At 45.5% G+C, this 17,635-nt stretch carries 13 protein-coding genes, 1 rRNA gene and 1 other annotated feature; of the genes, 7 read left to right on the forward strand and 7 right to left on the reverse strand.

Annotated elements, in window-relative coordinates:
- Nucleotides 1-29 precede the first annotated feature (29 nt).
- Nucleotides 30-1,157 (forward strand): bifunctional chorismate mutase/prephenate dehydrogenase, encoded by a 1,128-nt coding sequence (tyrA, locus tag AC6I7V_RS02545; RefSeq protein WP_498011276.1) that lies wholly within the window; start codon nucleotides 30-32, stop codon nucleotides 1,155-1,157.
- A 158-nt stretch (nucleotides 1,158-1,315) separates the two neighbouring features.
- On the opposite strand, the gene AC6I7V_RS02550 is transcribed toward tyrA, so the two are convergent.
- From AC6I7V_RS02550 to ettA, 3 genes are all read right to left on the reverse strand, one after another.
- Nucleotides 1,316-2,353, reverse strand: coding sequence for a M23 family metallopeptidase (locus AC6I7V_RS02550; protein WP_255231410.1), 1,038 nt, complete (start codon nucleotides 2,351-2,353; stop codon nucleotides 1,316-1,318).
- 35 nt (nucleotides 2,354-2,388) lie between these two features.
- Nucleotides 2,389-2,766: a PilZ domain-containing protein gene (locus AC6I7V_RS02555; protein WP_261882606.1), complete on the reverse strand. Its 378-nt coding sequence runs from the start codon at nucleotides 2,764-2,766 to the stop codon at nucleotides 2,389-2,391.
- Between the two features lie 85 nt (nucleotides 2,767-2,851).
- Entirely contained in the window at nucleotides 2,852-4,519 is a 1,668-nt protein-coding gene (gene ettA / locus AC6I7V_RS02560; protein WP_255231408.1) for an energy-dependent translational throttle protein EttA, read from the reverse strand.
- A 264-nt stretch (nucleotides 4,520-4,783) separates the two neighbouring features.
- Between ettA and sltY the strand changes: the two genes are divergently transcribed.
- Together sltY and trpR are read left to right on the forward strand one after the other, a co-directional pair.
- Nucleotides 4,784-6,733: a murein transglycosylase gene (gene sltY / locus AC6I7V_RS02565; RefSeq protein WP_498011277.1), complete on the forward strand. Its 1,950-nt coding sequence runs from the start codon at nucleotides 4,784-4,786 to the stop codon at nucleotides 6,731-6,733.
- A 142-nt stretch (nucleotides 6,734-6,875) separates the two neighbouring features.
- On the forward strand, nucleotides 6,876-7,169 hold the full coding sequence (gene trpR, locus AC6I7V_RS02570; protein WP_255231406.1) for a trp operon repressor: 294 nt from the start codon (nucleotides 6,876-6,878) through the stop codon (nucleotides 7,167-7,169).
- Between the two features lie 109 nt (nucleotides 7,170-7,278).
- Here the strand turns inward: trpR and yjjX are convergent, their stop codons facing one another.
- The 4 genes from yjjX to AC6I7V_RS02590 form a co-directional block, all read right to left on the reverse strand.
- Nucleotides 7,279-7,803 (reverse strand): inosine/xanthosine triphosphatase, encoded by a 525-nt coding sequence (gene yjjX / locus AC6I7V_RS02575; protein WP_498011278.1) that lies wholly within the window; start codon nucleotides 7,801-7,803, stop codon nucleotides 7,279-7,281.
- A 162-nt stretch (nucleotides 7,804-7,965) separates the two neighbouring features.
- Entirely contained in the window at nucleotides 7,966-9,141 is a 1,176-nt protein-coding gene (gene pheA / locus AC6I7V_RS02580) for a prephenate dehydratase (protein WP_498011279.1), read from the reverse strand.
- Nucleotides 9,142-9,153: 12 nt separating this feature from the next.
- Nucleotides 9,154-9,275, reverse strand: a sequence feature (Phe leader region).
- A gap of 111 nt (nucleotides 9,276-9,386) precedes the next feature.
- Nucleotides 9,387-9,722, reverse strand: coding sequence for a ribosome hibernation-promoting factor, HPF/YfiA family (gene hpf / locus AC6I7V_RS02585; protein WP_498011280.1), 336 nt, complete (start codon nucleotides 9,720-9,722; stop codon nucleotides 9,387-9,389).
- 497 nt (nucleotides 9,723-10,219) lie between these two features.
- Nucleotides 10,220-10,948, reverse strand: a complete 729-nt coding sequence (locus tag AC6I7V_RS02590) for an outer membrane protein assembly factor BamD (protein ID WP_255231402.1) — start codon at nucleotides 10,946-10,948, stop codon at nucleotides 10,220-10,222.
- Between the two features lie 138 nt (nucleotides 10,949-11,086).
- Here AC6I7V_RS02590 and rluD point away from each other — a divergent pair, with 138 nt between their 5' ends.
- The 4 genes from rluD (at nucleotide 11,087) to AC6I7V_RS02610 (ending at nucleotide 17,592) form a co-directional block, all read left to right on the forward strand.
- Nucleotides 11,087-12,061, forward strand: coding sequence for a 23S rRNA pseudouridine(1911/1915/1917) synthase RluD (rluD, locus tag AC6I7V_RS02595; RefSeq protein WP_032553205.1), 975 nt, complete (start codon nucleotides 11,087-11,089; stop codon nucleotides 12,059-12,061).
- A gap of 2 nt (nucleotides 12,062-12,063) precedes the next feature.
- Nucleotides 12,064-12,804, forward strand: coding sequence for a peptidoglycan editing factor PgeF (gene pgeF, locus AC6I7V_RS02600; protein ID WP_498011281.1), 741 nt, complete (start codon nucleotides 12,064-12,066; stop codon nucleotides 12,802-12,804).
- 115 nt (nucleotides 12,805-12,919) lie between these two features.
- Nucleotides 12,920-15,493: an ATP-dependent chaperone ClpB gene (gene clpB / locus AC6I7V_RS02605; protein ID WP_255231400.1), complete on the forward strand. Its 2,574-nt coding sequence runs from the start codon at nucleotides 12,920-12,922 to the stop codon at nucleotides 15,491-15,493.
- Between the two features lie 546 nt (nucleotides 15,494-16,039).
- Nucleotides 16,040-17,592, forward strand: a 16S ribosomal RNA gene (locus AC6I7V_RS02610).
- Nucleotides 17,593-17,635: the final 43 nt, after the last annotated feature.

The raw sequence follows: 17,635 nt of genomic DNA on the forward strand, positions 1-17,635 counted from the left end.
CGAGGCTTAAGGATTAGAAAGGAAGAAGAATGGCCGTTGAACTGAACGAATTACGCGACCAAATTGACGTTGTCGATAAACAGATGTTAGAGCTTCTTGCCCAACGCTTGGCGCTGGTTGAGAAAGTAGGTGAGGTGAAAAGCGAGCACGGTTTACCGATTTATGTGCCTGAGCGTGAGGCAGCGATGCTTGCATCTCGCCGTGCAGAGGCTGAAAAACTCGGTGTGCCGCCACAGCTTATTGAAGACATTCTGCGTCGTACTATGCGTGAGTCGTACGCGAGTGAGAAGGATTCTGGCTTTAAGTGTCTGAACCCTGAGCTGCGTTCAGTTGTTATTATCGGTGGTAATGGCCAGCTGGGTGGTCTATTTGGACGTATGTTCAAGCTATCTGGCTACGATGTAAAAGTACTAGGTAGCAAAGACTGGGACAAGGCTGATGAGTTACTGAAAGATGCTGGTCTTGTCGTGGTCACTGTGCCTATCCATCTGACAGAAGGTGTAATTGACAAGCTGAACAATTTGCCAAGCGACTGTATTCTGTGTGACTTAACATCAATCAAGTCTAAGCCACTGCAACGCATGTTAGCGGTTCATCAAGGCCCTGTAGTGGGTCTACACCCAATGTTCGGCCCAGATGTCCCAAGCCTTGCAAAGCAGGTGATTGTTTACAGTGATGGTCGCGGTCAAGAAAGCTACCAGTGGTTGTTAGAGCAATTCGGTATCTGGGGGGCAAGCCTGTGTAGTATGGATGCTCAAGAACACGATCACGGTATGACGTTAATCCAAGCGCTGCGCCACTTCACTTCATTTGCTTACGGCCTACACCTTAGCAAAGAGAATCCAAACATTGATCGTCTGCTTCAGCTGAGTTCACCTATCTACCGCCTTGAGATTGCGATGGTAGGCCGTCTGTTTGCTCAAGACCCGAACCTGTACGGGGATATTATTCTCTCTTCAGACGAAAATATCGCGATGATTCGCCGTTTCCACCACTGCTTTGGTGAAGCCCTGAAGATTCTGGAAGGCAAAGATAAAGCTCAATTCGTGGAAAGCTTTAATGAAGTGAGCGAGTGGTTTGGTGATTACTCTCAGCAGTTCTTGCAAGAGAGTCAAAATCTTCTTAAGCAAGCCCATGACTCGATTCATCGCGGCTAGCCTGCGCTAGAGTTAGCTCCAATAACATTGAGTTAAGAATAGATAGAAAAATAGCCACCTAACTTAGGTGGCTATTTTTTTGTTTAACTATCATTGTGTTAAGAGTATTTGTCCTACTGTAGGTAAAAAGATCACCGTAGGTCAAAAGCTATCACACGTTAGTTGGTTGCCAGTGTTGTCTTTGTCTCGGTTTCATCACTTGATACAGTTTCAATCGATGAGTTGATGTAAGGTACGTTCGTCAGGTTGATTTGAAGACGTACGACATTATCGATCAGTTGAACCAGCGGTCCCCACTTAACCTTCTTCTCTTTATCAAATACGTAGTTAAAGTTTTCTGGTGTCCAGTCCATCAAGTATTGCGGGTTCAAAGAGCGGCCCAAGAAGCGTACTTCGTAATGCAGATGTGGGCCTGTTGAGTTTCCTGAGTTACCACAGCTTGCAATCACATCACCCTTACTTACAAATTGGCCGCTGCGAACCTTAAACTTCTGCAGATGAGCGTACGAGCTCATGAAGCCAAAAGAGTGGCGCATGGTCAGGAAGTTACCAAAGCCTTTCTTACTTGGGCGCACGGTTTCAATCACTCCGTCAGCCGGAGCAAGAATATCTTCACCGCGCTTACAGGTAAGGTCGATACCAGTATGAGTATGACGCTTGCCTGTAATCGGGTTGATACGGCTGCCGTATGATGAAGAGATGCGTTGATAAGCCATTGGACTATCGTTAGGGATTAAACGGAACATGGTTGCGCGAACTGCTGAGTCGATGGCCGCAGCGTCGATTCGCTCTTCAAGAGAGGTCTCATCGTTAACCAGTTCTTCATCAGCAAGGCCAAGTACCGACTCGACATCGAAGACACGTTTACCGAGCAGTTGAATGGTGCCTTCTTTTTCCGTCAGAGCTTGTGCCAACGAGTGATTGGTTTCAATCTGCTCATCGTACATAAACTCCATATTGTCTTTCTCTACAATCAAAGTCTCGATCAGCTTCTGTGCATCGTGAGCCTGATCAGAGGCGTGCTGTTCGGATGCAGTTAGTTTCTGCTGACCGTCGTAATGTAGATAGATAGCACCGCTAATTAAAAGAGGAACTGAAAGGATTGCAGAGGTGCAAAAAAGCACAGCTTTGCGGCCAAAGTAAAATGTCTGCTCCCCTTGGCTCGAAGGAACAGTAATCGAAATTTTCTGAGACATGATGACGTATTAAATAATAATTCGAAGAGCGTACTTTATTCCGCTGACTCTTCGCCTAAATCTGTTAGATGTTCTATTTCTCGATAAAGTAACTCATCATCACCAACGTTCAGCTCCACAAGGCGCTTAAGATGGCTGATACTATCAATATCTAAATGCTCTATGCGTAAGCGCACTGAGGTATTGATGGTAGAGACAATAGAGGCTTCTAGTTGAATGTCGATATCACTGTCTGTTAATTGAAAACAAATTTGAACAGGCAAGTGATGGTTTAATTGGTGGTGATTTTCACAATCTATCAGTAAGCCTTGTAGTGACAAGTCTTGTATTGTGCCATCAACCACTAAAGTATCTTGGGTTAAACTGGTAGCGACTTGATAAACGATCCTTGAAAATCGACGCCTTTCTATCATAGATATTTCCTTATCTATCGGTTTAGAGTGTCATATCATATAAGGCCGCTGGTTGAGCGGCCTTAGAATAAGTAACAAGCGAAGTTTACTTAGTTACACGCTTGTATTTGATACGGTGTGGTTCAGCTGCTTCAGGACCAAGCGTCTTCTTCAGCCATTCCATGTACTCATTGTAGTTACCTTCATAGAAGTTAACTTGACCTTCATCACGGTAGTCAATGATATGCGTAGCGATACGGTCTAAGAACCAACGGTCGTGCGAGATAACCATTGCACAGCCAGGGAATTCTAGTAGCGCTTCTTCTAGTGCACGCAGTGTTTCAACATCAAGGTCGTTGGTTGGCTCATCGAGAAGCAGTACGTTACCACCCGTCTTAAGCAGCTTAGCCAGATGAACACGGTTACGCTCACCACCAGAAAGCTCACCGATGATCTTCTGTTGGTCTGAGCCTTTGAAGTTGAAGCGAGAACAGTATGCACGAGCTGGGATTTCGAAGTTGTTGATCTTGATGATATCAGCGCCTTCAGAGATCTCTTGGAACACCGTCTTCGTGTCATCCATGCTGTCACGGAATTGGTCAACCGATGCCAGCTTCACTGTTTCACCTAGCTCAACCGTACCTGAATCAGGCTGTTCAGTGCCGCTTAGCATCTTGAATAGCGTTGATTTACCCGCACCGTTCGCACCGATGATACCAACGATAGCACCTTTAGGCATGCTGAATGATAGGTCGTCGATAAGAACACGGCCATCGAAAGACTTAGTTAGGTTCTTCACGTCGATAACTTTATCGCCTAGACGCTCACCTGGCGGGATGAATAGCTCGTTAGTTTCGTTACGCTTCTGACGATCGCCGCTTTGCAGTTCTTCAAAACGAGCCATACGCGCTTTAGATTTAGACTGACGACCTTTCGGGTTTTGACGAACCCACTCAAGTTCTTTTTCGATAGTCTTCTGGCGAGCTTTCTCTTGAGACGCCTCTTGTTGCAGACGCGCATCTTTTTGCTCTAGCCAAGATGTGTAGTTACCTTCCCACGGAATACCTTCACCACGGTCAAGTTCTAGGATCCAACCTGCTGCGTTATCTAGGAAGTAACGGTCGTGGGTGATTGCCACAACAGTACCGTTGTAATCCACAAGGAAACGCTCAAGCCACGCTACAGATTCTGCATCCAGGTGGTTGGTTGGTTCGTCTAGTAGAAGCATGTCTGGCTTCTCTAGAAGTAGACGGCAGATAGCAACACGACGACGCTCACCACCCGATAGGTGTTCGATTTTCGCATCCCACTCAGGTAGACGAAGTGCATCAGCTGCACGCTCTAGAGCGTTTTCTAGATTGTGACCGTCTTTTGCTTGGATAAGAGATTCAAGTTCACCTTGCTCTTTTGCTAGTGCATCGAAGTCAGCGTCTGGTTCGGCGTAAGCTGCATATACTTCGTCTAGGCGCTTCATTGCGCCTGCTACGTCTGCAACCGCTTCTTCAACGATCTCACGAACCGTTTTAGATTCATCAAGAACAGGCTCTTGAGGTAGGTAACCTACATTTAGACCTGGCTGTGGACGAGCTTCACCATCGATGTCTGTATCAATACCGGCCATGATACGTAGCAGTGTTGATTTACCTGCACCATTCAGACCTAAAACACCAATTTTGGCACCAGGGAAAAAGCTTAGAGAGATGTCTTTCAGAATTTGACGCTTTGGTGGCACAATTTTGCTCACTCGCGACATGGTATATACGTATTCAGCCATTGCCGATCGTTCCTACTTATTGTTCAAAATAAACGATTATTTTATACCAATCCGTCCAAAGATGTTACTCCCCGATATGAAAAGGCTTTTCAGGGATAAATCTTGGCTTTTAATTGTCAAAATTCTCACTAAAAGCAGATTTCAAATGCTTTTTAGGTGGAGTGTTAAACTTTAATAATATTTACACTCAAACTCTTTACATTTGATGTGATGTAAGGCGTAAATAGCCTTCACGTATTCAAACACGCACTAAGGAAAGAGCGAATGTTTTTCCGATTTCTCAATAGAAAAATTGCTGTTGCTGCATCAGTAGTTTTGCCTTCTATGCTATTGGCTCCTGAGGCTCAGGCGAGCCGTGCTTCTGAGCTAGAAATGCAGCGTGATATATACGACCAAGCACAAGACGTATTGGATGATCGTAACATTGAGCTCTATGCCAAGCTGCGATCTAAAATTCGAACATACCCCCTAACGCCATACACAGACTATCGTGCATTTATGATTGACTTGGGCAAGCGAACGCCACAAGAGGTTGATGCATTTATCGAGAACAATCGTGCTTTTCCATTCTCAAACCGTATTCGCGCGCCTTATTTAACGGAACTAGAGTCGCAGAAAAAATGGTCGACGATTCTCGAATTTCAAACTCAAGAACCCTCCGGTGAAAAGTATCAGTGTATCTATTACCGAGCACACTATGAGCAAGGAAATTATGACTTGGCTTATAAGGGGGCGAAGCAGTTATGGTTGAGCGGTAATGGTGTTGATGATAGCTGCGACCCACTTTTTTCAGCTTGGGATAAAGCGGGGTTACGCAGTGATGAGTTGATTCTTGATAGGCTGTTGCTGGCTTTCGAACAGCGTAACGGCAAGCTAATGAACTATCTGCTTAAACAGCTTGATAGCGACAAGGCAGCCAAACAAGGCAAGGAGATGAAAGCTCTGTTCAGTAAGCCTGAAGGGGTGGTGAGCTTTGCAAAAAAACACAAGGTGAACGAGTTTTATCAAAAGCAGACCGAGCTCGCTTTCCAGAAGTTGGCACGCAAAGATACCACGGCGGCACAGAAGGCGTTTGATAAAGTGATTGAAGGTCAGAAGTTTTCACAGGAGAAAACTCAGCAACTGGCTGATTACTTGGCGTTTCGCCTGATCAATACCGATTCAGAAGAGATGATGGCTTGGCGAGATCAAGCAATAGAGACCTCTTCTAAGCAAGTGTTGTTAGAGCGCCGTGCACGCCTTGCGATTCAACATGCAGATTGGGCTGGTTTGCAGCACTGGATTAGCAAGCTAGATGATAAACATCAAAGTTCGATTCGTTGGCAGTACTGGCGCGGCAGAGCTGAGCTAGCATTGGGGCAAGAAACTGAGGGTACTAAGCGACTTACTGATATCCTTGGTCAGCGTAATTTCTACAGCGTAGCTGCGGCCAAGCAACTAAATGAACCGGTGCGCTATAAAACGTCGTCATTGACGTATAACTCGCAAGTTGTAAAGCCATTTGAGACCGCTCTGGTGCGTATTGATGAACTGATTACACGCGATAAAATTGCTGCGGCTAAGAGTGAGTGGCGTTGGTTGCTGGCTAACTCAAGCAAAGAACAGAAGTCCATGCTGGCTGCGTATGCCTCTCGTCAAGGTTGGAATCACCTAACTGTTACGGCGAGCATTTCTGCCAAAATGTGGGATAACTTGGAACTGCGTTTCCCTGTCGCGCATAAGTGGTGGTTCAACTTCTACGCTGAGAAGCATGACATTGACCCTGTGACTTTGATGTCGTTAGCGCGTCAAGAGAGCGCATTGGATAGCGAGGCAAAATCCCCGGTTGGTGCGCGCGGAATCATGCAAATTATGCCAGCGACGGCCAAATACACAGCTAAAAAGTACCAGCTGAAGTATCAGGGGCGTGAAGACTTGTACAACGTTGGCAAAAATATCGAGATTGGTAGTCATTATCTTGATGGATTGCTGAATCAATACGACAACAATCGCATCTTTGCCTTAGCCGCTTACAATGCAGGCCCACACCGAGTGAAACAGTGGCGATCTCGAAGTGATGGCAAACTGGATGTGTTTGCTTTTATCGAGATGATTCCGTTCAAAGAGACACGTGGTTACGTACAAAATATCTTGATGTTCGAAACCTATTATCGAGATATCTTGGGTGAGCAAGGGCAGTTCCTAGCGGCTCATGAGCGTGATGCAAAATACTAACCGTCTAACTCAAATCGGCGGTGAATGATGGAATACTTATTTAAATTGGATTCAATATAGGGTTTCGGTATACATTAAAAGGCAGTCGCAGCGCGTCTGCCTTTGTTTTAATAGAACGATAACAAGAGATAAGTGTAGGGATATGGCACCACAACCAGAGTACAGTAATTGGCAAGAGTTGATGGATTTAGTCAAGAGTGCCGCTGAAAATGATCAGCATGAGCTGCTACTGACCATGATGATGACTCCTGATGAACGCGAAGCCTTGGTCGCTCGTGTAAATATTCTGTGTGAACTGATGAAAGGCGACCTTTCTCAGCGACAAATTAGTCAAATGTTGGGAGTGGGCGTCGCAACCATCACGCGCGGTTCCAACGAGCTAAAAGCCAAATCGGAACAAGAGAAGCACGAGATTGCTCAGTTGTTGCTCAAATAAGAACGTTTATCCGTCAGTCCAAGCTAAAAACGCTAGCCTCGGCTAGCGTTTTTGCTTTCTTTTCTATTATGGTGATTGTCAGGGTCACAACCTCCGCTTTATGGGCAGGTTAATCTCTTGGGAAGTGCTCCGGGTTTACAAATGGGATCAAAGCCAAGATCAGTGCTTGATGGTATACCGAGCTGCGCGTGAGTTGATTGTGGGTAAGCAGTCCAATAGCCCCTCCTTTCTGTTTGATATTGTCGGTACCAAACACCTCGTCCATAACATCACCAAGCTCGTTAGCGTGTGCAAGTTTCTCAATAACTTGTGGCGGTAGCATCAGGCTAGCAGAGCGGGATTCGCCGCGTTGACCGTTTGATTCAATCACCATCCAAGCAAAGGTTACATTGTTTTCAATACCGGCTTCTAAGCCAACATAGAAGTCGCTATCTGGAATAGCTTGAATTGCATTGTGAACACGATTGACCGCACCTTGATAGGTTTCTTGATTGCTCATAGGCTGATCAGCAACGCCACTTGCTACGCTCACGCCTTTGAAGTCAAATTCTTGCTGTGGGAAAGCCGCTTCAAAAGCACTTTTCACTGCGCTTATTTTCGCTGGGTTGAGTGACGCGATAATGACTGTTTTCATGATTATTCACTTGCTCTGTTGTTTGTTCTCACTGAAGTATCATAGATTGACCTTGATAACTCCTGTACCAGAGACCTAATAAGTTGGCCGTTACTTATGCTAGTTTTTATTTCGATAAGTCTTTTATTAACCAGTTTCTGTTAACAAACATTGGTTCACAGGTTACGGGAGTTTAACTTGTGTCGCTTTAATGTTCTCGCTTGGATAGCAGCCCAATACTTTCAAATGACGCGTAATAGTCGTCAGCTCGGTAATTGCTTGCTGCATGTTGTCAGAGTTCAAGTGCGCCTCTAGATCCACATAGAACATCTCTTCCCAAGGGTTACCCATAATAGGACGTGATTCTAACTTGGTCATGTTGATACCGTAGCGTTGTAGAATCAGTAATGTTTCGACTAGTGATCCCGCTTCTTGGGAGGTTGACATGATCAAAGTCGTTTTCGCTGGAATTTGAGTTGATACTTCAACAGGCTTACGCGCGACTACGATAAAGCGAGTGTGGTTTTCGGTTTGGTTGGCAATATCGCCTTGAATTGGCTGAAGGCCATATAGCTTACCGCTTGAGGAGTTGCCGATCGCAGCGACAGTGTCGTCATCAAGTTCTTTCACCTTCTTCATTGCATCAGCTGTGCTCGCGCAAGACTCTAGAGTCACGCCTTTTAAACGACTCAAGAACTCACTGCACTGTTGATGTGGTTGTGGGTGAGAGTAAAGGGTTGTGATGTCTTCTAGACGAATATCTTTTTTCGCAACTAAGCAGTGCTCAATCGGTTGTGATAGTTCACCCACAATGTAAAGCGTTGTGTGTTGAAGTAGGTCGTATACTTCGTTGATAGAACCTGAACTGGTGTTTTCAATTGGAAGTACACCGTAGTCAGCATGACCAGACTCGACCGTCGACGTGACCTCTTTAAAGTGATTGCAGTTTAGTTCGATTAGCTCAGTGTTACGGCGACTGAAGTATTCACGACTTGCAAGGTGTGAGTATGACCCTTTTGACCCCAGAAACGCGACACGAGCCAAAGGTTTACGGCTCTGTGGATTGGCAAGATTCTGCAAGTAAGATTGTTGAAGAAGTACTGAATCTTCGATGATGGTATGAAACAGTTTAGTGATGTACTGAGCATCTAGGTCGTACTTCTCTTTTCCATTCCCGATCAGCTTCACCAGTAGCTGTTGTTCACGAACGGCATCTCGAACTGGCTTTGATGTCTCTACTTTGCTTTTAGCCACCTCAATACTGAGTTTGCGACGTTCAGAGAGTAAGCTTAGAAGCTGATCATCAAGATCATTTAAGCGAAGGCGAATTTCATCAAGCGAAATGGGTTGGTCAGTCATAAATGGGTCCTTATAAAAAAGCCTCCCTTGAGTGGGAGGCTTTCTGTTCGTTTTTGACTTGTTTTTCTAAAACGACTTAGCCTCCGATTTACGGAAGGAAAAAGAAGTCAAAAATAAACAGAGTTTGAGTGTGCATAAAAATGGTTTGTTTTTTGAATGTTTAAACACAATAAGCAAGCGAACGAAAAGCGTCAAGCAAAAAAATAGCGCCGTATTGGCGCTATCTTCGAATCCTTTTATTTCTCTTATTCTACTTCAGCTTTTAGCTCTTCAATCTGAGGCTTTTCAGCTCGGCGAGCTTCAGGTTTGTGTCTTAGCTTATTCAGTTGTCGTTCTAATTTTTGTTCCACCTCATTAACGGCAACATATAGGTCATCATGGATTGATGAAGCAACAAGCTGGCCTTTCGGTACGGTAATAACCGCTTCAAATTTCTTCTTCTTGTTAGGCTCTTCACTAAAGCTTGCTTGGCAGCCGATGATGTCTACTTGCCATTTTTCTAACTTCTTAAATTTACTTTCAATGTGCTCACGGATTGCAGAGGTGATGTCAATATTCTTACCAGTGATATTCATTTTCATAGAAGTTTTCCTCTGTTGTATCCCTCATGGGTTAACTCCAGATTACGTTTTTGGGTGGGAAAGAATGTGATCTGGATCTAGTTTTGGTGGTGGTTTTTTAAGATTGAAATCAAATGTGATCTCACGCAAAAATTGTTATGTTTTTCGAGAAAAATGCTTGTTCTCAATAATAAAAAGGATAAATTGAACCCAAGGGTTCGCTAAAAATTACTTCAGTTTTTAGGGAAATCGTACAGCCCTTAAAAGGTGTGCGGCGAATAATTAAACAGTGTTGTTTTGTGATTAATGTCACACCAAGCTGTTACCCGAAAATCTGTCAAATTTAAAAAGCCGCTTGAGTACGATCTCAAGCGGCTTTTTGGTGTTTATGGATAAATTCATGGAGTAGTGAACTTGCCCTTCGTCTTACTAATATCACCATCAGTTGGTATGCACAGTTCAAAAAAAAGCACACCACATAAGGTGTGCTTTTCTATCAGACAGATACGGGAGGTTGGCTACGGAATAGGGTTTAGCTCAATCAACTTTTCCGTTCTTGCTACAGCATCTTCAAGACCAAGTTGCTTGTAAGCTTCTAACTGGATCTCTAAAGATTTACGTGCAGCAATGGTATCTGGATAGGTTTTCTGCAGCTCTTGTGTACGGTTGATTGCAGCAATCCACGCCTCACGACGAAGATAGAAATCAGCCGTTGCTAAGTCATACTCTGCTAAACGGTTTTTCAGCGCGAACATACGTTTCTGTGCATCTTCCGCGTAAGGGCTTGCAGGGAAACGCTCTAGTAGCTTCTTAAAATCAGCAAAAGCGAGTTTCACCGGCTCAGGGTCGCGGTCGCTACGATCGATATTGAACAGATCGTGCATGAAGTTACGGTCTTGCGCCATGTGCGTTAACCCGCGCATGTATAAAACCCAGTCTTGCTTTTCATGCGTTGGGTTTAAACGTAAGAATCGTGAAATGGTCGCCAGTCCTAGCGCTAGGTCATCGTTCTTGTAGTAAGCGTAGATAAGGTCTAGCTGTACTTGTTCTGAGTACGCACCGAATGGGTAACGCGAGTCCAGCGCTTCTAGTTTTTCAATCGCAGATAACCAGCTACCACTTTGTAGCGATTCTTGTGCATCAGAATAGAGAACCGATGGCGGTACATCTGGGACGATCTCTTCACTGCTACTACAACCAACTAACAGTGATACAGCTAATAGACCCGATAAAGTGAGGTGTTTCATGTCAGGCGTCGATTCCTTGAATTTAAATATTTTGTTCGCTTCCGTTACTTTCTAACCAGTAACAGATACAATGATGCAATTAATCTATTTTATCCATACTAATGGGTATTAGTCTCACGGTTTTTAAAAAAGTTCGATATGGCTCAGCAGATCACATTAACAGACACAGTAAAAAGCAGCCAGTTAGGTCAACGTTTAGACCAAGCTGTTGCTGAACTCTTTACCGATTTTTCTCGCTCTCGCATTAAAGAGTGGCTTCTTGACGGCAAAATCCAAGTGGATGGCGAAGTTGTTACTAAACCTCGTATCAAGGTTATGGGCGGTGAAGAGATCATCTTACAAGCTGAACTTGAAGATGAAGAGCGCTGGGAAGCACAAGATATTCCTTTGGATATCGTTTACGAAGATGACGATTTATTGGTGATCAACAAACCTCGCGATTTTGTTGTACACCCAGGTGCAGGTACGCCGGATGGAACCGTGCTAAACGCGCTCCTACACCATTACCCACAAATCGCAGAAGTACCGCGTGCAGGTATTGTTCATCGTCTTGATAAAGACACTACAGGCCTAATGGTGGTGGCGAAAACAGTACCAGCACAAACGCGTCTAGTTCGAGCGCTATCAAAGCGCCGTATTACTCGCGAATACGAAGCGATTGCGATCGGTAAAATGACAGCAGGTGGCATGGTTGAAAAACCGATTGGTCGCCACTCTACTAAACGTACGCTAATGGCAGTGAACGAGTTGGGCAAACCTGCGATCACTCACTACCGTGTTGCTGAACACTTCCGTGAGCACACGCGTATTCGCCTACGTCTAGAAACGGGTCGTACTCACCAAATCCGTGTACACATGTCTTACCTACAGCACCCGCTTTTAGGTGACTTGGCATATGGTGGCCGTGCTCGAATCCCTAAAGGTGCCTCTGAAGAATTAACACAAATGATCCGTTCATTTGATCGTCAAGCGCTTCACGCGGTAATGCTTCGTTTTGAACACCCAATCTCTGGTGAAGAGATGGAGTTCCATGCTCCTGTTCCACAAGATATGATTGTAATGGCAGAAGCGCTGCGCGTTGACGCACGAGACAATAAAGAAGACGACATCTAACCATGACGATGATTATCCCGAATTGGAACGCCCCTAATAATGTCAAAGCCTTTGCCTCAACTCGAGTCGATGGTTTTTCGCAGGCTCAGTATCAAGGTCTGAATTTGGGAAGTCACGTTGGGGATGACATTAATCTGGTGTATAAGAATCGAGACTGGTTACAGCAACAAACTCAGATGCCGAGTGCACCTGTTTGGCTTAACCAGACTCATTCAACCGATGTGGTTTCAGTCTTTGAGCCAACTTCCAAGATTCTCGATGCAGATGGCAGTTTTACTACTCAACAAGGTGTTGTGTTATCTGCGATGACGGCAGACTGTCTGCCAGTGCTGTTAACGGACAGTAAGGGCACTCAAGTTGCTGCGGTTCATGCTGGTTGGCGCGGCTTAGCGGGTGGGATTGTCGAAAACGCCGTGGCTAAGTTCACTAATATTGATGACAGTAATCCTTTATTGGCTTGGTTAGGGCCTGCTATTGGTCAAGAGGCTTTCGAAGTGGGCCAAGATGTTTTGGATGCTTTTGTTGGCTTTGACAAAAAGGCAGAGCAGGCGTTTCGTGCCACACCAAACAATCAGAAGTGGTTGGCGAATATGTCTCAATTAGCAACTCAACGCCTTGCTAATGTTGGAGTGACACAAGTGTTTGATTGTAATCTGTGTACTTATGCTGACCCTGATCATTTTTACTCTTATCGCCGCGATGGAGTAACAGGGCGTCAAGCCACCTTCATCTGGCTAGATTAATCGCAAAAACAGTGAACTTTCTGCGTGATAGTTCACTTCCTTCCCCTTGAAAATAATCGATACCGTATCCATCTTCTATTCATAAGATAAACATATCTAAAGTAGGAAGGTTGGAATGCGTCTCGATCGATTCACCAGTAAATTTCAAATTGCGATATCTGATGCTCAGTCTCTCGCATTAGGTCGTGATCACCAATACATTGAACCCGTACACCTAATGGTGTCGCTATTAAACCAAGATGGTAGTGCGATTCGTCCACTGCTTACCATGTTGAACATTGATGTTGTTCAGCTGCGCTCTAAATTGAGTGAGATTCTTGATCGCGTGCCAAAAGTGAGTGGTATCGGGGGAGATGTACAGTTATCAAGTGCAATGGGTACTTTGTTCAACCTATGTGACAAGGTCGCTCAAAAACGGAAAGATACCTACATCTCTTCTGAGATCTTCCTACTTGCAGCAATTGAAGACCGTGGTCCGCTCGGCAACTTGCTCAAAGAGCTTGGTTTAACCGAGCAAAAACTGTCTCAAGCTATTGAGCAGATCCGAGGTGGTCAGAAAGTCGATGATCCAAATGCAGAAGATAAGCGTCAAGCTTTGGAGAAGTTTACGATAGACCTTACCGAGCGTGCGGAGCAAGGTAAACTCGATCCGGTAATTGGTCGTGATGACGAAATTCGTCGCACTATTCAAGTGCTGCAACGTCGCACTAAGAATAATCCGGTGATTATCGGTGAGCCTGGTGTGGGTAAAACGGCCATTGTTGAAGGACTCGCTCAGCGCATCATTAATAATGAAGTGCCAGAAGGGCTACGTGGTCGTCGCGTGCTGTCTCTTGATATGGGCTCACTTGTAGCGGGTGCTAAATATCGTGGTGAATTTGAGGAGCGCTTGAAATCGGTTCTTAATGAGCTATCGAAAGAAGAGGGTAACGTCATCCTCTTTATCGATGAGATTCATACCATGGTTGGTGCCGGTAAAGGCGAAGGCTCTATGGATGCGGGCAATATGCTCAAACCGGCTTTGGCTCGCGGCGAACTTCACTGTGTTGGTGCTACTACGTTGGATGAGTACCGCCAATATATAGAGAAAGACCCGGCATTGGAGCGTCGCTTCCAAAAAGTTCTGGTGGATGAACCAACGGTTGAAGATACCGTGGCAATCCTGCGTGGTCTAAAAGAGCGTTACGAACTGCACCATCATGTTGAGATCACTGATCCTGCGATTGTTGCGGCAGCGAGTCTGTCACACCGATACGTATCAGACCGCCAACTGCCAGACAAAGCTATCGACCTCATTGATGAAGCGGCATCAAGTATTCGTATGCAGATCGACTCCAAGCCAGAATCTCTGGATAAACTGGAGCGTAAAATTATTCAACTTAAGATTGAACAGCAAGCGCTGACCAATGAGAATGATGATGCCAGTGAAAAGCGTCTTAAAACTTTAGAAAATGAATTGCTTGAGAAAGAGCGTGAATTTGCTGAGTTGGAAGAAGTGTGGAATGCAGAAAAAGCGGCACTATCTGGCACCCAACATATTAAGTCAGAGCTAGAACAGGCTCGCATGGATATGGACTTTGCACGTCGTGCAGGCGATCTAAACCGTATGTCTGAACTTCAGTATGGTCGTATCCCCGAATTGGAAAAACAGTTAGACCTTGCTACTCAAGCAGAAATGCAAGAAATGACACTTTTAAAAAACAAGGTCACGGATACTGAAATCGCCGAAGTTTTATCGAAGCAAACGGGTATTCCGGTTTCGAAGATGCTCGAGGCTGAAAAAGAGAAGTTACTACAAATGGAGTCGGTACTTCATAAGCGCGTTATTGGTCAGACTGAAGCCGTAGAGGTCGTGGCCAATGCCATTCGTCGCAGTCGAGCTGGGCTTTCTGACCCAAACAAACCAATTGGCTCATTCCTATTTTTGGGTCCGACTGGTGTTGGTAAAACAGAGTTGTGTAAAACCTTAGCGAGTTTTATGTTCGATAGTGACGATGCTATGGTTCGGATTGATATGTCTGAATTCATGGAAAAACATTCGGTAGCTCGTTTAGTTGGTGCTCCTCCTGGTTATGTTGGCTATGAAGAAGGTGGCTATTTAACTGAAGCGGTAAGACGTAAGCCTTATTCGGTAATCTTACTAGATGAAGTGGAAAAGGCACATCCGGACGTCTTCAACATTCTACTTCAGGTACTGGATGATGGTCGTCTTACTGATGGACAGGGTCGAACTGTCGATTTCAGAAATACAGTCGTTATTATGACGTCAAACCTTGGTTCTTCGAGAATTCAAGAGAACTTCGCGGCTCTGGATTACCAGGGAATTAAGAATGAAGTAATGGAAGTGGTGAGTAAGCATTTCAGACCAGAGTTTTTGAACCGTGTTGATGAAAGTGTTGTGTTCCACCCGCTAGGGCAAGAACATATTAAGTCGATTGCCTCTATTCAGTTAACACACCTGAGCAAGCGAATGGAAGAAAACGGTTATGAGCTTGAGGTTTCAGACAAAGCGTTAGAGTTGATTGCTCAAGTTGGCTTTGACCCAGTTTACGGTGCAAGACCATTGAAACGAGCGATTCAGCAGAGTGTTGAAAACCCGCTAGCGAAAGCGATATTGGCCGGTAAAGTGAATCCAGACAAAAAAGTTCAGCTGTTAGTCCATAACGATCGAATCGTTGCTCATCAATAAAAACTAGAGCGATTTAAAGAGCGAACCAAGTAAAACGGCTTGGTTCGCTTTTATTTTGCGCGATTTGTCTGCTTTGTGTTCGAACGATTCGCAAAAGCGATTTTATTTGGAATTTTTTCTTGTGCAGTGGGGATTTGTCTCTATAATGCGCCTCCGTTGTCAGGGATAACCAAGTGGTTTGAACAAAGCAATTAAGACGGTATTAAGCATTTAAGATGCTTTGAAAAATTAGCGATAAAAAGTGTTTGACACTGAAAGCTAATTCGCTAGAATGGCCGTCCACTTCGAGAGGCTCCAAGCGGAACTTTAGAAGTAAGCTCTTTAACAATTTAAACCTATCAATCTGTGTGGGCACTCGTTGATGAATATCACTAAGTTTGTTTTCGCTTTTAAAAGCAAAGGCAAACAGATTCTTCGGAATTAAAATGATTTCAATGAACTGAGTGACCAATTAAGACTTCGGTCTTAGCACAGTCAATTCAACATTACTTAGCTTTTTATTAAGCAAAGAGAATGTAATCAGTATTCATTGAGTCACAAAATCTTAAATTGAAGAGTTTGATCATGGCTCAGATTGAACGCTGGCGGCAGGCCTAACACATGCAAGTCGAGCGGAAACGAGTTATCTGAACCTTCGGGGAACGATAACGGCGTCGAGCGGCGGACGGGTGAGTAATGCCTAGGAAATTGCCTTGATGTGGGGGATAACCATTGGAAACGATGGCTAATACCGCATAATGCCTACGGGCCAAAGAGGGGGACCTTCGGGCCTCTCGCGTCAAGATATGCCTAGGTGGGATTAGCTAGTTGGTGAGGTAATGGCTCACCAAGGCGACGATCCCTAGCTGGTCTGAGAGGATGATCAGCCACACTGGAACTGAGACACGGTCCAGACTCCTACGGGAGGCAGCAGTGGGGAATATTGCACAATGGGCGCAAGCCTGATGCAGCCATGCCGCGTGTATGAAGAAGGCCTTCGGGTTGTAAAAGTACTTTCAGCAGTGAGGAAGGGGGTGTCGTTAATAGCGGCATCTCTTGACGTTAGCTGCAGAAGAAGCACCGGCTAACTCCGTGCCAGCAGCCGCGGTAATACGGAGGGTGCGAGCGTTAATCGGAATTACTGGGCGTAAAGCGCATGCAGGTGGTTTGTTAAGTCAGATGTGAAAGCCCGGGGCTCAACCTCGGAACTGCATTTGAAACTGGCAAACTAGAGTACTGTAGAGGGGGGTAGAATTTCAGGTGTAGCGGTGAAATGCGTAGAGATCTGAAGGAATACCAGTGGCGAAGGCGGCCCCCTGGACAGATACTGACACTCAGATGCGAAAGCGTGGGGAGCAAACAGGATTAGATACCCTGGTAGTCCACGCCGTAAACGATGTCTACTTGGAGGTTGTGGCCTTGAGCCGTGGCTTTCGGAGCTAACGCGTTAAGTAGACCGCCTGGGGAGTACGGTCGCAAGATTAAAACTCAAATGAATTGACGGGGGCCCGCACAAGCGGTGGAGCATGTGGTTTAATTCGATGCAACGCGAAGAACCTTACCTACTCTTGACATCCAGAGAAGCCAGCGGAGACGCAGGTGTGCCTTCGGGAACTCTGAGACAGGTGCTGCATGGCTGTCGTCAGCTCGTGTTGTGAAATGTTGGGTTAAGTCCCGCAACGAGCGCAACCCTTATCCTTGTTTGCCAGCACTTCGGGTGGGAACTCCAGGGAGACTGCCGGTGATAAACCGGAGGAAGGTGGGGACGACGTCAAGTCATCATGGCCCTTACGAGTAGGGCTACACACGTGCTACAATGGCGCATACAGAGGGCGGCCAACTCGCGAGAGTGAGCGAATCCCAAAAAGTGCGTCGTAGTCCGGATTGGAGTCTGCAACTCGACTCCATGAAGTCGGAATCGCTAGTAATCGTAGATCAGAATGCTACGGTGAATACGTTCCCGGGCCTTGTACACACCGCCCGTCACACCATGGGAGTGGGCTGCAAAAGAAGTGGGTAGTTTAACCTTCGGGAGGACGCTCACCACTTTGTGGTTCATGACTGGGGTGAAGTCGTAACAAGGTAGCCCTAGGGGAACCTGGGGCTGGATCACCTCCTTATGCGAAGATATTCACGATAAGTGTCCACACAGATTGATACGGT

Source organism: Vibrio sp. KUL70 (assembly GCF_059725515.1).

Coding starts and splice junctions, on each gene's coding strand:
- tyrA (WP_498011276.1), top strand. CDS start 30: ATGGCCGTTGAACTGAACGAATTACGCGACCAAATTGACGTTGTCGAT.
- sltY (WP_498011277.1), top strand. CDS start 4,784: ATGTTTTTCCGATTTCTCAATAGAAAAATTGCTGTTGCTGCATCAGTA.
- hpf (WP_498011280.1), bottom strand. CDS start 9,722: ATGAAAATGAATATCACTGGTAAGAATATTGACATCACCTCTGCAATC.
- clpB (WP_255231400.1), top strand. CDS start 12,920: ATGCGTCTCGATCGATTCACCAGTAAATTTCAAATTGCGATATCTGAT.
- pheA (WP_498011279.1), bottom strand. CDS start 9,141: ATGACTGACCAACCCATTTCGCTTGATGAAATTCGCCTTCGCTTAAAT.
- pgeF (WP_498011281.1), top strand. CDS start 12,064: ATGACGATGATTATCCCGAATTGGAACGCCCCTAATAATGTCAAAGCC.
- AC6I7V_RS02550 (WP_255231410.1), bottom strand. CDS start 2,353: ATGTCTCAGAAAATTTCGATTACTGTTCCTTCGAGCCAAGGGGAGCAG.
- rluD (WP_032553205.1), top strand. CDS start 11,087: ATGGCTCAGCAGATCACATTAACAGACACAGTAAAAAGCAGCCAGTTA.
- ettA (WP_255231408.1), bottom strand. CDS start 4,519: ATGGCTGAATACGTATATACCATGTCGCGAGTGAGCAAAATTGTGCCA.
- AC6I7V_RS02555 (WP_261882606.1), bottom strand. CDS start 2,766: ATGATAGAAAGGCGTCGATTTTCAAGGATCGTTTATCAAGTCGCTACC.
- trpR (WP_255231406.1), top strand. CDS start 6,876: ATGGCACCACAACCAGAGTACAGTAATTGGCAAGAGTTGATGGATTTA.
- yjjX (WP_498011278.1), bottom strand. CDS start 7,803: ATGAAAACAGTCATTATCGCGTCACTCAACCCAGCGAAAATAAGCGCA.
- AC6I7V_RS02590 (WP_255231402.1), bottom strand. CDS start 10,948: ATGAAACACCTCACTTTATCGGGTCTATTAGCTGTATCACTGTTAGTT.